Genomic DNA, 14,753 nt, shown 5'->3' on the forward strand with positions numbered 1-14,753 from the left:
ACAACAACCCTACACAGAGAGACATAATAATGAAAAAACTGATCTTAGCCGCCCTCATCGCAATGACGTCCGGGGCCGCCCTCGCCGAAAACGAGCAGATTGTTTTCAGTACGCCAAACCTGGCCATGCCGTTTGAGGTTCACATGCAGCGTACGGCGGTGAAAGCCGCGAAAGAGATGGGCGTGAAGCTTCAGGTACTGGACGGGCAGGGCAGTTCACCGAAGCAGGTGGCTGACCTGGAAAACGCCATCACCCGCGGGGCGCAGGGCTTTATCGTCTCCCCGAACGACGTGAACGCGGTCTCCAGCGCGGTGGATGAAATTCAGGATGCGAAGCTGCCGGTGGTCACCCTTGACCGCTCCGTCGACAGCCAGAAAAAAGTGCCCCACTTTGGCGCCAACAACTACAAAGGCGGCCAGGCGATTGGCGACTTCGTCAAAACCAAATTCCCCGACGGGGCAGAGATCATCCTGCTCACCGGCCAGCCGGGTTCCTCTTCCAATATTGAACGCACCAAAGGGATCCGCGACAGCCTGAAGGCGGGCGGGGATAAGTACAAGATCGTCGCCGATCAGACCGGCAACTGGATGCGTTCTGAAGGGATGCGCATCGTCGAAAGCGTTCTGCCTTCGCTACCGAAACGCCCGCAGGTGATCCTCTCCGCCAACGACGATATGGCGCTGGGCGCGATTGAAGCCCTGCAGAGCCAGGGCGTGAAGCCGGGTGAAATCCTCGTGACCGGCTTTGATGCGGTGCCGGAAGCGCTGGCCCGCGTGCGCGACGGCTGGCTGGCGGTAACGGCGGATCAGCGTCCGGGCTTTGCGGTGCAGACGGCGATGAGCCAGCTGGTGGCCAACGTGCGCGAGAAGAAAGCCATCACCGGGGCCGACTACCCGCCAACGCTTATCACCAAAGAGAACCTGCAGCAGGCTGAGCGTATCGGTGAGGCCGGTAACTGATATGTCCCGAGCCGCCTCTGGCGGCTCAACATGAGGAGGAGCAGACCGATGTCGCAACCCTTACTGAAAGTGACCGACCTGGCAAAAAGCTTTTCTGGCGTCTGGGCGCTAAGCAGCGCCCAGCTGACCGTCGGCGCGGGGGAGATCCACGCCCTGCTGGGGGAAAACGGAGCGGGAAAATCCACGCTGCTGAAGGCGCTTGCGGGCGCGCAGCCGCAAACCCGCGGGGATATCTGGTTCAACGGCGAAATGCTGCCGGTGGACGACTCTCCGGTGGAACGGCAGAACAAGGGCATTATCACCATCTATCAGGAATTCAACCTGCTGCCCAACATGACCGTCGCGGAAAACATGTTTCTCGGGCGCGAGCCGCGTAAACGTAATCTGATCGTCGACGAAAGGGCGGTAAATCAGGAGGCGCAGGTCATTCTCGATTACCTGCAGCTAAACGTTGCGCCGACCACGCCGGTCGCCCGTCTGAGCGTCGCCCAGCAGCAGATGGTGGAGATCGCCCGGGCGCTGACCCTCAACGCTCGCCTGATCATCATGGACGAACCTTCCGCCGCGCTGAGCGACAGCGAGGTGGAAAGCCTGCACCGCGTGGTGCGGGAGCTTAAAAACCGCGGCGTGAGCATTATTTACGTTACCCACCGCCTGCACGAAGTTTTTCAGCTCTGCGATCGCTTCACCGTATTTCAGGACGGCCGCTTCACCGGCACCGGCGCGGTGGCGGAGACCAACGTCGAACAGCTGATCCGCCTGATGGTCGGGCGCGACGTGGCCTTTAACCGTCGCCCCGCCAGCGAAACCCATCATCAAGACAAACCCGTCCGCCTGGCGGTGAAGGGGCTGAGCCGCGAAAAACCGCCGCTGGATCCGCACGGCATCGCCCTGCACGACATCAGCTTCCACGTCCATGCCGGGGAGGTCTTAGGGATTGCCGGGCTGGTGGGCGCGGGACGCACCGAGGTGGCCCGCTGCCTGTTTGGCGCAGACGCCTTTACCTCCGGGAGCTTTGAGCTGGATGGTGTGCCGTACCAGCCGCGCGACCCGCTGTATGCCCTCGACCAGGGCGTGGCGCTGGTGCCCGAAGACCGTAAAAAAGAGGGGGCGGTGCTCGGGCTGTCGATTCGCGACAACCTGTCGCTCTCGTGCCTCTCCTCGCTACTGCAGTGGCGCTGGTTTGTGAACACCCGCAAAGAGGACGATCTGATTGAATCCTATCGCCAGGCCCTGCAGATCAAAATGGTCAACAGCGCGCAGGAGGTGCGCAAGCTCTCCGGCGGTAACCAGCAGAAGGTGATCCTCGCGCGCTGCATGGCGCTCAACCCGCGGGTGCTGATCGTCGATGAGCCGACGCGCGGCATTGACGTGGGGACCAAATCGGAAGTGCACCAGGTGCTGTTTGACATGGCGAAAAAGGGCGTGGCGGTGATCGTGATCTCCTCCGATCTGCCTGAAGTGATGGCGGTGTCTGACCGGATCATCACCCTCAGTGAAGGCCGGGTGACCGGCGAGATCCACGGTGACGACGCTAACGAAGAACGGCTGATGACGATGATGGCCATCAACCACAACGCCCTGAACGCGGCATAACGGAGTTTCTCATGACGCAGATGATTTCTAAAACGCAGGCCCCGGTCAAACGCGCCGGACGCATCGATCCCATCGCCTTCTTCGAGCGCTTCGGGGTGTTGATTTTCATGATCCTGCTGCTGATCTTCTTTCAGTCGCAGAACAGTAACTTTTTCTCTGAACGCAACATTTTCAACATCCTGACCGAAGTCTCCATCTACGGGATCATGGCCGTGGGGATGACCTTCGTCATTCTGACCGCCGGGATCGACCTCTCCGTGGGCTCCATTCTGGCGGTGTGCGCCATGACCGCGGCGTACGTCATTAAGGGCGATAACTTCACCACCGTCGACCCGAACGCCTGGGGCGGCATGAGCTGGCTGATCGGGCTGGGGATTTGTCTGGCGATGGGCACGGCGATTGGCTTCCTGCACGGTCTGGGCGTCACCCGCCTGCGTCTGCCGCCGTTTATCGTCACCCTCGGCGGGATGACCATCTGGCGCGGCCTGACGCTGGTGATCAACGACGGCGCGCCGATTGCCGGTTTCGACCCCGGCTACCGCTGGTGGGGACGCGGGGAGTTGCTCGGCATCTCCATTCCGATCTGGATCTTCGCCATCGTCGCCGTCGGCGGCTATCTGGCGCTGCATAAAACCCGCTGGGGCCGCTTCGTCTACGCCATCGGCGGCAACCCGGAGGCGGCGCGCCTGGCGGGGGTTAACGTCAAGCGCGTGCTCGTCAGCGTCTACGTACTGATCGGCTGTCTGGCCGGGCTGGCGGGCTTCATCCTGAGCGCGCGTCTGGGGAGCGCCGAGGCGGTGGCCGGGATCTCCTTTGAGCTTCGCGTCATCGCCTCGGTGGTGATCGGCGGTACCTCGCTGATGGGCGGCTACGGGCGCATCGGCGGCACCATTATCGGCTCCATCATTATGGGCATTCTGATTAACGGCCTGGTGCTGATGAACGTCTCGGCTTACTACCAGCAAATTATCACCGGGTTAATTATCGTTCTGGCGGTGGCGTTTGATACCTACGCCAAGAGCCGTCGCGGCGCACTGTGAGGATCACGATGAAAGAGGTTCGTATTGGATTGATTGGCACCGGGTATATCGGCAAGGCGCACGCTATCGCCTATGCCCAGGCCCCGACGGTGTTCAACCTGCGCGGCAGGCTGGTGCGCGAGATGGTGGCGGAAGTCACGCCGGAGCTGGCGGCAGAGCGCGCCCGGGCGTTTGGCTTTAACCGTTCAACGGGAGACTGGCGGGCGCTGGTGGCCGACCCGGCCATTGACGTGGTGGATATTTGCTCACCTAACCACCTGCATAAAGAGATGGCGCTGGAGGCGATCCGCCACGGCAAGCACGTCTACTCGGAGAAGCCTCTGGCGCTCAACGCCCACGATGCGCGCGAGATGGTCGACGCCGCGAAGCGGGCCGGGGTGAAAACGCTGGTGGGGTTCAACTACATGAAGAACCCGACGGCGCAGCTGGCGAAGGAGATTATCGGCCGCGGCGAGATTGGCGATGTGATCCACTTCTACGGCACCCACAACGAAGACTATATGGCCGACCCGCTGTCGCCCATCCACTGGCACTGCTTTAAAGAGACCGCCGGGCTGGGCGCGCTGGGCGACCTCGCGGCGCATATCGTCAATATGGCTCAGTACCTGGTGGGCGATATTGAGCAGGTCTGCGGCGATCTGAAGATCGTGGTCCCGGCGCGCCCGGCGAAGGCCGGATCGTCAGAGATGATTGCGGTGGAAAACGAGGATCAGGCCCACGCGATGGTGCGCTTCGCGGGCGGGGCGCAGGGTGTCATTGAAACCTCCCGCGTCGCCTGCGGCCGCAAGATGGGACTCTCGTACGTGATCACCGGGACGAAGGGCACCATCAGCTTCACCCAGGAGCGCATGGCGGAGCTAAAGCTCTATCTGCACGACGATCCGGTGAACCGTCAGGGGTTCCGCACGCTGCTCGTCGGCCCGGCGCACCCGGACTACGCCGCGTTCTGCATGGGCGCAGGCCACGGAATTGGCTTTAACGATCAAAAAACGGTGGAGGTGCGCGATCTGGTGGACGGGATTGCCGCCGACGCGCCGATGTGGCCGGACTTCGAAGAGGGCTGGAAGGTGTCGCGCGTGCTGGACGCGATTGCGCTCTCGCACCGGGAAGGCCGCTGGCTGAACGTGAACGACATTGTCTGATGAGGTATCAACGTGGAAAAGCAGTTTGATGTGATATGCATGGGCCGCGTGGCGGTAGACCTCTATAGCCAGCAGATTGGTGCCCGCCTGGAGGACGTGTCGAGCTTCGCCAAATACCTTGGCGGATCCTCCGGCAACGTGGCGTACGGCACCGCGCGCCAGGGCTTGCGCTCGTCGATGCTGGCGCGCGTCGGCGATGAACATATGGGCCGCTTCCTGCGCGAAGAGCTCAACCAGGTAGGCTGCGATACCAGCCATCTGATTACCGATAAAAAGCGCCTCACGGCGCTGGTGCTACTCGGCATTAAAGACCGGGACACCTTTCCTCTGATTTTTTATCGCGATAACTGCGCGGATATGGCGATTACCGCCAGCGATGTGGATGAAAGCTACATTGCCTCCGCACGTTGTCTTGCCATCACCGGGACCCACCTTTCTCATCCGCAGACCCGCGAGGCGGTGCTGACGGCGCTGGGCTATGCCCGCCGTCACGGCGTGCGTACGGTGCTGGACATCGACTACCGCCCGGTGCTGTGGGGGCTCACCTCCTTAGGCGACGGCGAAACGCGCTTTATCGCCGCCGACCAGGTCACCCGCGAGCTGCAGGAGGTACTGCACCTCTTCGACGTCATTGTCGGCACCGAAGAGGAGTTCCACATTGCGGGCGGCAGCACGGATACCCTGCAGGCGCTGGGGCGAGTGCGCACCGTCAGTGAAGCAGCGCTGGTCTGCAAGCGCGGCGCGCTCGGCTGCTCGGTCTATACCGACGCCATTCCGTCCCGGCTGGACGACGGCCTGACGGTGACCGGCGTGCGCGTGGAGGTGCTGAACGTTCTCGGGGCGGGGGACGCGTTTATGTCCGGCCTGCTGCGCGGCTACCTGAACGACGAGGGCTGGGAGCAGGCGTGCCGCTACGCCAACGCCTGCGGCGCGCTGGTGGTCTCGCGCCACGGCTGCGCCCCGGCGATGCCGAGCAAAATCGAGCTGGATGACTATCTCTCCCGCGCTGCGGTTGTGCCGCGCCCGGATCTTGACCCGCGTCTTAACCATCTCCACCGGGTGACCACCCGCCGCCGCGAGTGGCCGGAGCTGTGCGTGATGGCCTTCGATCACCGCAGCCAGCTTGAGGATATGGCGATGCAGTGCGGTGCGTCGCTTAAGCGCATTCCGGCGCTGAAGCAGCTGATCCTGCAGGCCAGCCGCGAGGCGGCGAGCCGCGCCGGGCTTGAGGGCAAAGCCGGCCTGCTGTGCGACGGCACCTTTGGTCAGGACGCGCTGAACGCGATCACCGGGGAAGGGTGGTGGATTGGTCGCCCCATTGAGCTGCCGGGCTCCCGCCCGCTGGAGATGGAGCACGGCAATATCGGCACCCAGCTTATCAGCTGGCCGCAGGAGCACGTGGTGAAGTGCCTGGTCTTCTTCCACCCGGAAGACGCCCACGGCCTGCGCCTGGAGCAGGAGCAGAAAATCGCTGAGGTGTACCACGCCTGCTGCCGGTCCGGGCACGAGCTGCTGCTGGAGGTGATCCTGCCCGCCAGCATGCCGCGCAGCGACGAGCTCTACCTGCGCGCCATTTCCCGCTTCTACAACCTGGGCATTTACCCGGACTGGTGGAAGCTGCCGCCGCTTTCCGCCGACGGCTGGACGGCGCTCGGCGAGATTATCGAACGCCGGGACCCGCACTGCCGCGGGGTGGTGATCCTCGGTCTGGACGCTCCGGCGGAACAGCTGCGCGCGGGCTTCAAGGCCGCAGCGGGGCAGCCGCTGGTTAAAGGCTTCGCCGTGGGGCGCACGCTGTTTGGCGACGCCTCCCGCGCGTGGCTGAAGCACGATATTGACGATGCGCAGCTGGTAGCGCGCATCCGGGACAACTACCTGCAGCTTATCGCCTGGTGGCGCGAGCGCGGACACGCATAATGGAGATAACAATGAGTGTGCAATTAGGCATTAACCCGCTGACGTGGACGAACGACGATCTGCCTTCCCTCGGCGCGGAAACCTCGCTGGAGACCTGCCTGAGCGAAGGGAAAGAGGCCGGTTTTGCTGGCTTTGAGCTGGGCAACAAATTCCCGCGTGAAGCACGCCTGCTTGGCCCGATTTTGCAACGCCACGACCTGCAGCTGGTCTCCGGCTGGTACTCCGGCCGCCTGCTGGAGCGCAGCGTGGAGGAGGAGATCGCCGCCGTGCAGCCGCACCTGACGCTGCTGCGCGAGCTGGGGGCGAAGGTGCTGGTCTTTGCGGAAGTGAGCGGCTGCATTCACGGCGAGCAGCAGACCCCGGTGCATCTGCGTCCGCGCTTCCCTCAGGCGCGCTGGAAGGAGTACGGCGAGAAGCTCACCGAATTTGCCCGCTACACGCAGCAACAGGGAGTCCAGATTGCTTACCATCATCACATGGGTACGGTGATTGAGTCCGCCGACGACGTGGACAACCTGATGACCCACACCGGAGAGGCGGTGGGACTGCTGCTGGACACCGGTCACCTGACCTTTGCCGGGGCCGATCCGCTGGCGGTGGCGCAGCGCTGGGCGTCGCGCATCAACCACGTTCACTGCAAAGACGTGCGCGCCGACGTGCTGGCGGACGTGAAAAACCGCAAAACCAGCTTCCTCGATGCGGTGCTGAGCGGCGTGTTTACCGTGCCGGGCGACGGCTGCGTCGATTACCCGCCGATCATGAGTCTGCTGAAGGCGCAGGACTATCGTGGCTGGCTGGTGGTGGAGGCCGAGCAGGATCCGGCGATTGCCCATCCGCTGACCTACGCTCGTCTGGGGTATAACAACCTGAGCCGCCTGGCGCGCGACGCCGGGCTTATTTGAGGAGGTGACATGTCACGTCTGTTATCACGCTGGCAGCAGCCGAACGCGGAGGGGCGCACTCAGTCCGTCACCCCGGAAGGCGCAGGGTGGGGGTACGTCGGGTTTGAGGCGTATGAGCTGCAGGAGGGGCAGACGCTGACGCTGCCCGCCGTCAGGGAAGAGCGCTGCCTGGTGCTGGTCGCCGGGCGCGCCTCTATCACCACGCCTTCCGCGCAGTTTAACGACATCGGCGAGCGGATGAGCCCGTTCGAGCGCATCAAGCCGTGGGCGGTGTACGTCACCCCGCAGGAGACGGTGCAGGTGAAGGCGCTGACGACGCTGGAGCTGGCGGTCTGCGCCGCGCCGGGCAAGGGCACGCATCCGACGCGGCTGATTGCCCCGCAGGATATTGACGGTGAGGCGCGCGGTAAGGGTCACAACCAGCGCTATGTGCATAACATTTTGCCGGAAGACAAGCCTGCCGACAGCCTGCTGGTGGTGGAGGTGTGGACCAACGAGGGCTGCACCAGCTCGTACCCGAGCCACAAGCACGACACGGATAACCCGCCTCAGGAGACCTGGCTGGAGGAGACCTACTATCATCGCCTCAACCCGGAGCAGGGGTTCTGCATGCAGCGCGTCTACACCGACGACAGAACGCTGGATGAATGTATGGCGGTCTACAACCGTGACGTGGTGATGGTGCCGAAAGGGTATCACCCGGTGGCGACGATGGCGGGGTATGACAGCTACTACCTCAACGTGATGGCCGGTCCGGTGCGCAAATGGATGTTCACCTGGGAAGAGGACCACGCGTGGATTAATCGCGATTATCCCGCAGAGAGGGGGGACTGAGACGGCCTTTCTTGTCGGGAGGCGCTGCGCTTACCCGACCTACGAAATCGTAGGTTCGTGCAAGCGTAGCGCCGCCGGGCGAATTGTCCTCAGTGCGTCCGCCTCGCCTGCTCAATCGTCCGGGCGATGGCCTCAGGCTGACTCACCATCGACACGTGGCTCGCGGCCACCTCGGTGGTTTTCGCATGTATCGCCTTCGCCATCGCACGTTCCAGGTCGGGGTTGATCATCCGGTCATGCTTGCTGACCACAAACCAACTCGGTTTATCATGCCACGCCGCGTGAGTCACCTTTTCACCAAACGCATCGGCTTTAATCGGCCCCTGCGTGGCCGCGATAGCGTTTTGTTCACCCGGCTTCACGTCAGGCGCGAAGTCCTTCCTGACGGCTTCTGTCGGCAGGTATAAATAGCCGTCCGCCGTTTTGGCGATGCCCGCGCTGCCCGGCGGCGGAGGGAAGCTACCTGCCAGATCCGCCGTCGACTGGCCGGAATCCGGCGCGAACGCCGCCACATAGACCAGCGATTTTACCCGTGCATCGTTGCCCGCCTCGCTAATCACGGTGCCGCCCCAGGAGTGGCCTACCAGCACCACGTCGCCGTGCGCCCGGGCGATGGCCCGTTTTGTGGCGGCAACATCATCATTAAGCGAGGTGAGCGGGAGCTGGACGGCAATGACCTCTGCGTGTTGTTTCTGCAGAAGGGTTATCACCTTATTCCAGCTGCTGCCGTCGGCAAACGCGCCGTGCACCAGCACGACGCTGGTTTTATTTTCTGCGAAGGCGCTGGCAGAAAGCGCCAGCAGGGCCGCCGTCAGTACAGACAGTGCTTTCATGTTCAGACTCCATTAAAAATGGTGGATCGCCGCGTGGGGCGGGACGGTGAATTCAATGGTTTTGTGGTCGAGCGGCTTGTGCGTCGGGTCAGCCAGGATGATCGTTACCTTGTGCTTGCCGGCGGGCAACCCCACCAGGATCACCGGCTCGCCGCTGGCGTCAGCCCAGTGCCACGGCGCACCGTCCACCACCACGTGAATGTGCCCGATGCGCGGGGTCACCTTGAGCGCCTCGGGGCCGAATACCGGCTCGATGCGCAGGTTTTCGGCCCGGTACTGAATAAACACCGCGCCTTTGCTCAGCGGCCCGGCAAGCGGCGGATCGACGATCAGTTTTGCAGGCGGTTGCGGCTGCGCCAGCGGGGCAACGGCGGCGGGGCCGTTAACGTCCGCGGCGCTCAGGTTGTCCAGCGGTGTGGCCTGGGCATGTGTTACAGAGGCCAGGACGAGCAGGGGTAAAATTGCGTAACGACGAATCATGGTTCTCTCCTCATCAGTTCTGAATGACGACAGGGAAAGAAAACCATTTTTATGTATCGGAGATATTTGCCGGAGGGGGCGTTTTGTACCCGTTTGTCAGCGCGTCGCGCGGGATACAGTGCGATACAGTTTGCCTACCGGGATGGCGCACGATCGCTATCGACAGCCCGGCAATCACCAGCGTTAACCCCGTCGACACTCCCATTGCACCCGCGATCCCCAGCGTTTTGTTCAGCCACGCATAGGCAAACGGTGCGGCTGCGGCCATCAGCTGGCCCGGGATAAGCAGCATACCCGTGCGGCGGGCATAGCTTTCCGTGCTAAACAGCTCCAGTGGCAGCGTGGCTTTTACTATGGTGACCAGCCCGTTGATGGCGCCGTAGCCCAGCACAAACCCGGCCGCACACCACGCAAAGAGGGGGCTGCTCATCCCCAGAATAAAGCAGAGCGGCATGGCGAGGGCGGTGAAGAGCGTGAGTTTGAAGGGGGTTAAGCGGCCGCCTGCCAGCACCTCCAGCGAGCGCGCGCCCGTCTGGCCGATCCCCCACAGCATGCCGATGGCGACCGGCAGGCCAAAGTGGGCAATAAACTCCGGCAGATGGGTGGAGGTGCCGTTAGAGACAAAGGTTATAAGGGCGATGAAGGCCGCATAAAGCCAGGCGTTACGCCGCTCGTTGCGCAGGGGCGGCGCGATGGCCTTCGTGTTTTCCGTCAGCCGCTGCCGGGGAAGCGTGCGGATCAGCACTGAGCTCAGCAGGCCAAGCAGGGCATAAATGCGTAACGCGTCCTGCCAGCTCATGATGTGAAGCAGGCCATCGCCCAGCGGCCAGAAGACGGCAGACGCCAGCCCGCCCATCAGCGTAATACGTGAGATCGTCCCACGTGCCTGCTGACCATATAGATTAACCAGCGCGGCGAACAGTGCGTCATACAGCGACAGACGCATCCCGATGCCGCACAGTAGCCAGGCGCCGTACCAGCCAGACAGCGTCCGGGTATACGCCATACCGGCGCAGCTTGCGGCAATCAGCAGCGTTCCGCCCATTACCACTTTCTGTCCGCCAAAGCGTGCCAGCAGACGGGCGACGAAAGGGGAGACCGCGGCCATCACCAGCATCGCCAGCGTCAGGCCGAGGTAAATCTGCGGCGCTGACCATCCCCGGTCGGCTGAAATGGTCCGCGCAAAGGTGCCGGGCAGATAAAACGAGATCCCCCAGTTGATAAGCTGATTACATCCGGCAGTAAGGGCAAGGCGACGAGGCAGGGCAGGTGTTTCCATTGTTTTTCATTCCGTTATGCAGTTGTCCTGAGCATAGCGAGCGCGGTATTGTGCTGGCAGGCCTGCAACCTTATGCGCTGTATAAGAGAAACTTTGAATGACGACGCTTAACCTTGGCTATCTCGCGACGTTCCGTCTGGTGATCCAGCGCGGCAGCTTTTCGGCGGCGGCGGATCTGCTGGGCATTTCCCAGCCCGCCGTTAGTCTGCAAATACGTCAGCTGGAGCAGTTTCTGCAAACGCGGCTGGTGGAGCGTACCGGGCGGGGCATTAAGGCCACGGCGGCAGGAGAGTCACTGCTGGTTCACGGAGAGCGCATTCAGCAGGTTGTGGACGAAACCCTGCAGTCCGTGAGCGCGTTCAGCCACGATGTCAGCGGGACCATTACTCTTGGCACGGGGGCGACGGCCTGTATCCACCTTCTGCCGCCCCTGCTGGAGCAGCTGCGCCGCGACTATCCGCTCCTGCGGGTGGGCGTAACAACGGGCAACACCCTCGATATCGTCAGGGCCATTGAAGAGAACCGTCTCGATATGGGGCTGGTGACGCTGCCGGTCAGCGGCAGAGCGCTGGACGTTATGCCGGTGATGGACGAGGAGTTTGTTTTTATCGCGTCGCGGGAACAGCAGGATGCTTTCAGGGAGTTAACCCCGGAGGCGCTCCATGCTCAGCCGCTAATCGCCTTTGAGTCTGGCAGCGGTACCCGGGCGCTCATTGATGGCTGGTTTGCGGCCAATGGGTTAGCGATCGCGCCGGTGATGCAGCTTGGCAGCATTGAGGCGATTAAGCGTATGGTTCGGGTGGGGCTCGGCTACAGTATCGTTCCGCGAATGGCGGTTGAGCATGATGCTGACCGTGAAGGGCTCTGCGTCATGTCGCTCACGCCCGTGCTGCAGCGCCAGCTCGCCATCGTGATGCGGCAGGACAAGATCCTCAGCAAAGGGATCGCGGGGATTATTCGGCTGGTGCAAAACCCATCGCAGGGCTAGCGGTCAGCGGCGTCGACGTTCTGGCTGGACTGCTGCGACTGGATTTTGTCCTGATGGTGATACCAGGCGCCGATGGAAGAGTAAACGAAGCGGCCAAAGAAAAACAGAAAGCTGATGAGCAGTATAATGCGGGTCATCCGGGTGTTAAAACGGTGTCGTTTGCGCATACGCGTGGCCTGACTCACTCTTCTTTTTCCTGGGCATGCCCTTCTGGGCGACGGGGATATTAAGGCACAGCGGAAAGAGAGGGTCAATTCCGTCATGTGTAAATAACCGTCAACGTTTACATTAATTATTGTTATTGAAATTAATATTTGCATTTACCATATTGATAATATGAAGAAAATTATTTCAAAAAAAAGCGGTGCAAAGCTTATTTGCGTAAAATAGTTTGATTTATGTCAACGGATTCCCGGCCCTGATATTTAAAATCCCTCCTCCATACCGTTCGCCCCGCACGTCGCCGGGCTGCGCCAGGTCAGGTTGGATGCCTGTCATTATTTTCCTTCTGGAGAAAAAGGGGTTTAACCGGGCATCTATGAACATTTTTGCTTTCCTGAAAAAGAATCAACACCGCTGGTGGGTATTGCCGCTTATTTTACCGGTGGTTTTACTTCCCGTACTGAGCGTGGCGAATACGTTCACGCACCTGGGCGACGGGATAGCGGCACTTTATTATTTACCGCTCTCGTTTTTGCTTTCGCTGATGATGTTTTTTGGTCTGGAAGCCCTTCCCGGGATCGTGTTGTCGCTGTTTATCCGCTATTACCCGTCGGTCGGGATGTTTGAAACCGTCGCCGGCGTGCTTCATTTTATTGTCCCTATAGTGCTTAGCTGGGGCGGCTACCGGGTGTTTGCGCCCAGACGCAATATGACGGCGTACGGCGACGTACGGCTGATGGCGCAGCGCATCTTCTGGCAGGCCTTCTGCCCCGCGACGCTGTTTCTGTTGTTGTTCCAGTTTGCGGTGTATTTGGGCGTGTATGAGAGTCGCCAGAGCCTGGCAGGGCTTAACCCCCTCAACATTCGCACGCTGATCAACTATCAGGCCTTGCTGGTCAGCGGTCTGACGGGCGTGCCGTTAAGTTATCTGCTGATCCGCCTGATTCGTCATCCGCGCTATCTCAAAAGCCTCATCTCGCAGATCCGTACCCAGATAGACAAAAAGGTGACGCGCGCTGAGTTTCTGATTTGGGCCATTGCGCTTGCCGGGCTGCTTTCGCTCCTGCTGCTGCCGATGAATGAAAACAGTTCGATTTTCACCACTAACTACACCCTGTCGCTGCTGATGCCGGTGATGCTCTGGGGAGCGATGCGCTTTGGCTATAAGCTGATTTCGCTTATCTGGATCCCGATACTGCTGGTGTCTATTCACTATTTTTACCGCTATATCCCCGTGAACCAGGGGTACGACATTCAGCTGGCAATCACCTCTTCCAGCTATCTGGTCTTCTCGTTTGTGGTGATCTACATGTCGATGCTGGCGACCCGGCAGCGGGCGGTGAACAAACGCTCCCGCAGGCTGGCGCTGCTCGACCCGGTTCTGCATATGCCTAACCTGCGGGCGCTCTCGCGAGATCTGGCAAAAAACCCGTGGTCGGCGCTCTGTTTACTCCGCGTTCCTGAGCTTGAAATTCTGGGACGTAACTATGGCGTGTTACTGCGCATTCAGTACAAACAGCAGCTCGCGCAATGGATTAACGGCACGCTCCAGCCCAATGAGCAGGTCTATCACCTGACGGGCTGTGACATGGCGGTTCGCCTTAACGCCGAATCGCACCAGCAGCGGATTGAAACCCTGGACGAGCACATCAAGCAGTTCCGCTTTGTCTGGGACGGCATGCCGCTGCAGCCGCAGGTGGGGGTGAGCTACTGCTATGTGCGTTCGCCGGTTAACCACCTCTATCTGGTGCTGGGTGAGCTGGGGGTGGTGGCCGATCTATCGCTCTCCTCTAACCACCCGGAAAATCTTCAGCAGCGCGGCGCCGTCCATCTGCAGCGTAGCCTGAAGGATAAAGTCGCGGTGATGAGTCGCCTGCAGCGTGCGCTGGATAACAACGCATTCACGCTGCTCGTTCAGCCCGTACGCGGCCTGCGTGGCGATAGGTATCATGAGGTCTTGCTGCGGATGACTGATGCAAACGGGCTGTTGATCTCCCCTGAACAATTCCTGCCGATAGCCCAGGAGTTTGGCCTCTCTTCGCGGGTAGATTTGTGGGTGCTGGAGCATACGCTGCGCTTCCTCGCCGCGCATCGCGAACGGCTGCCCGGCCAGCGCTTTGCCATTAATCTGGCCCCTTCAACGGTGTGTCGGGTGCAGTTCCCGCTTGAGGTGAGTCGCCTGCTGGCGAAATATGCCATTGAGCCGTGGCAGCTGATCTTTGAAGTGACGGAGTGCAGCACCTTCTGCAACGCGGAGCAGGGGCTCCACATCCTGCGGCAGCTGCAGAAAATGGGGGTACGCATTGCGATCGATGATTTTGGTACCGGCTATGCGAGCTATGCGCGGCTGAAAAGCGTGGATGCGGACATTCTCAAAATCGACGGCGATTTCATCCGCAATATCGTCAACAACAGTCTGGATTACCAGATTGTGGCCTCTATCTGTCATCTGGCGCGCATGAAGAAGATGCTGGTGGTGGCGGAATATGTCGAGACCGAAGAGATACGTAGCGCGGTGCACGCGCTAGGCATTGATTATGTGCAGGGCTATCTGATTGGCAGACCGGCACCGCTTGAGTCACTGCTGGAAGCAGAGGCGTCCACGGCGGACGCCTGAGCCG

At 61.1% G+C, this 14,753-nt stretch carries 13 protein-coding genes; 9 read left to right on the top strand and 4 right to left on the bottom strand.

Going from position 1 to position 14,753, the window contains the following annotated elements; all coding sequences use genetic code 11:
* Window positions 1-29 precede the first annotated feature (29 nt).
* Genes IM295_RS04475 through iolB form a run of 7 tightly spaced genes read left to right on the top strand, consistent with a single transcriptional unit; the run spans window position 30 to window position 8,390 of the window.
* Window positions 30-959: a sugar ABC transporter substrate-binding protein gene (locus IM295_RS04475; RefSeq protein ID WP_041908742.1), complete on the top strand. Its 930-nt coding sequence runs from the start codon at window positions 30-32 to the stop codon at window positions 957-959.
* Window positions 960-1,007: 48 nt separating this feature from the next.
* The gene (locus IM295_RS04480; protein WP_028014046.1) at window positions 1,008-2,555 is read left to right on the top strand and encodes a sugar ABC transporter ATP-binding protein; all 1,548 of its coding nucleotides are present in this window, start codon (window positions 1,008-1,010) and stop codon (window positions 2,553-2,555) included.
* An 11-nt stretch (window positions 2,556-2,566) separates the two neighbouring features.
* A complete protein-coding gene (locus IM295_RS04485) occupies window positions 2,567-3,595 on the top strand; it encodes an ABC transporter permease (protein ID WP_028014045.1) in 1,029 nt (342 codons plus the stop codon).
* An 8-nt stretch (window positions 3,596-3,603) separates the two neighbouring features.
* Window positions 3,604-4,737, top strand: a complete 1,134-nt coding sequence (locus tag IM295_RS04490; RefSeq protein WP_126327191.1) for a Gfo/Idh/MocA family protein — start codon at window positions 3,604-3,606, stop codon at window positions 4,735-4,737.
* Between the two features lie 12 nt (window positions 4,738-4,749).
* Window positions 4,750-6,654, top strand: coding sequence for a 5-dehydro-2-deoxygluconokinase (gene iolC, locus IM295_RS04495; RefSeq protein WP_193066289.1), 1,905 nt, complete (start codon window positions 4,750-4,752; stop codon window positions 6,652-6,654).
* An 11-nt stretch (window positions 6,655-6,665) separates the two neighbouring features.
* Window positions 6,666-7,556 carry a myo-inosose-2 dehydratase gene (iolE, locus tag IM295_RS04500; RefSeq protein WP_045260203.1) on the top strand — a complete coding sequence of 297 codons (891 nt, stop codon included), beginning with the start codon at window positions 6,666-6,668 and terminating at the stop codon, window positions 7,554-7,556.
* Between the two features lie 9 nt (window positions 7,557-7,565).
* A complete protein-coding gene (iolB, locus tag IM295_RS04505; RefSeq protein ID WP_193066290.1) occupies window positions 7,566-8,390 on the top strand; it encodes a 5-deoxy-glucuronate isomerase in 825 nt (274 codons plus the stop codon).
* A gap of 89 nt (window positions 8,391-8,479) precedes the next feature.
* Here the strand turns inward: iolB and IM295_RS04510 are convergent, their stop codons facing one another.
* Genes IM295_RS04510 through IM295_RS04520 form a run of 3 tightly spaced genes read right to left on the bottom strand, consistent with a single transcriptional unit; the run spans window position 8,480 to window position 10,982 of the window.
* Window positions 8,480-9,223: an alpha/beta fold hydrolase gene (locus tag IM295_RS04510; protein WP_047368081.1), complete on the bottom strand. Its 744-nt coding sequence runs from the start codon at window positions 9,221-9,223 to the stop codon at window positions 8,480-8,482.
* Window positions 9,224-9,235: 12 nt separating this feature from the next.
* Window positions 9,236-9,703, bottom strand: a complete 468-nt coding sequence (locus tag IM295_RS04515; RefSeq protein WP_047368080.1) for a DUF6130 family protein — start codon at window positions 9,701-9,703, stop codon at window positions 9,236-9,238.
* Between the two features lie 49 nt (window positions 9,704-9,752).
* Window positions 9,753-10,982 (bottom strand): MFS transporter, encoded by a 1,230-nt coding sequence (locus IM295_RS04520; RefSeq protein WP_047368079.1) that lies wholly within the window; start codon window positions 10,980-10,982, stop codon window positions 9,753-9,755.
* A gap of 97 nt (window positions 10,983-11,079) precedes the next feature.
* Here IM295_RS04520 and IM295_RS04525 point away from each other — a divergent pair, with 97 nt between their 5' ends.
* The gene (locus IM295_RS04525) at window positions 11,080-11,970 is read left to right on the top strand and encodes a LysR family transcriptional regulator (RefSeq protein WP_047368078.1); all 891 of its coding nucleotides are present in this window, start codon (window positions 11,080-11,082) and stop codon (window positions 11,968-11,970) included.
* Here IM295_RS04525 and IM295_RS04530 read toward each other — a convergent pair.
* Window positions 11,967-12,137, bottom strand: a complete 171-nt coding sequence (locus IM295_RS04530; RefSeq protein ID WP_193066291.1) for a YfgG family protein — start codon at window positions 12,135-12,137, stop codon at window positions 11,967-11,969. The two genes, IM295_RS04525 and IM295_RS04530, sit on opposite strands and share 4 nt — an antisense overlap.
* Before the next feature lie 371 nt (window positions 12,138-12,508).
* On the opposite strand from IM295_RS04530, the gene IM295_RS04535 reads away from it, so the two are divergent.
* The gene (locus tag IM295_RS04535; RefSeq protein WP_028014035.1) at window positions 12,509-14,749 is read left to right on the top strand and encodes an EAL domain-containing protein; all 2,241 of its coding nucleotides are present in this window, start codon (window positions 12,509-12,511) and stop codon (window positions 14,747-14,749) included.
* Window positions 14,750-14,753: the final 4 nt, after the last annotated feature.

Origin of the sequence: Enterobacter cloacae complex sp. P14RS, assembly GCF_014895895.1 — a bacterium.
Classification (GTDB): Bacteria; Pseudomonadota; Gammaproteobacteria; order Enterobacterales; family Enterobacteriaceae; genus Enterobacter; species Enterobacter bugandensis.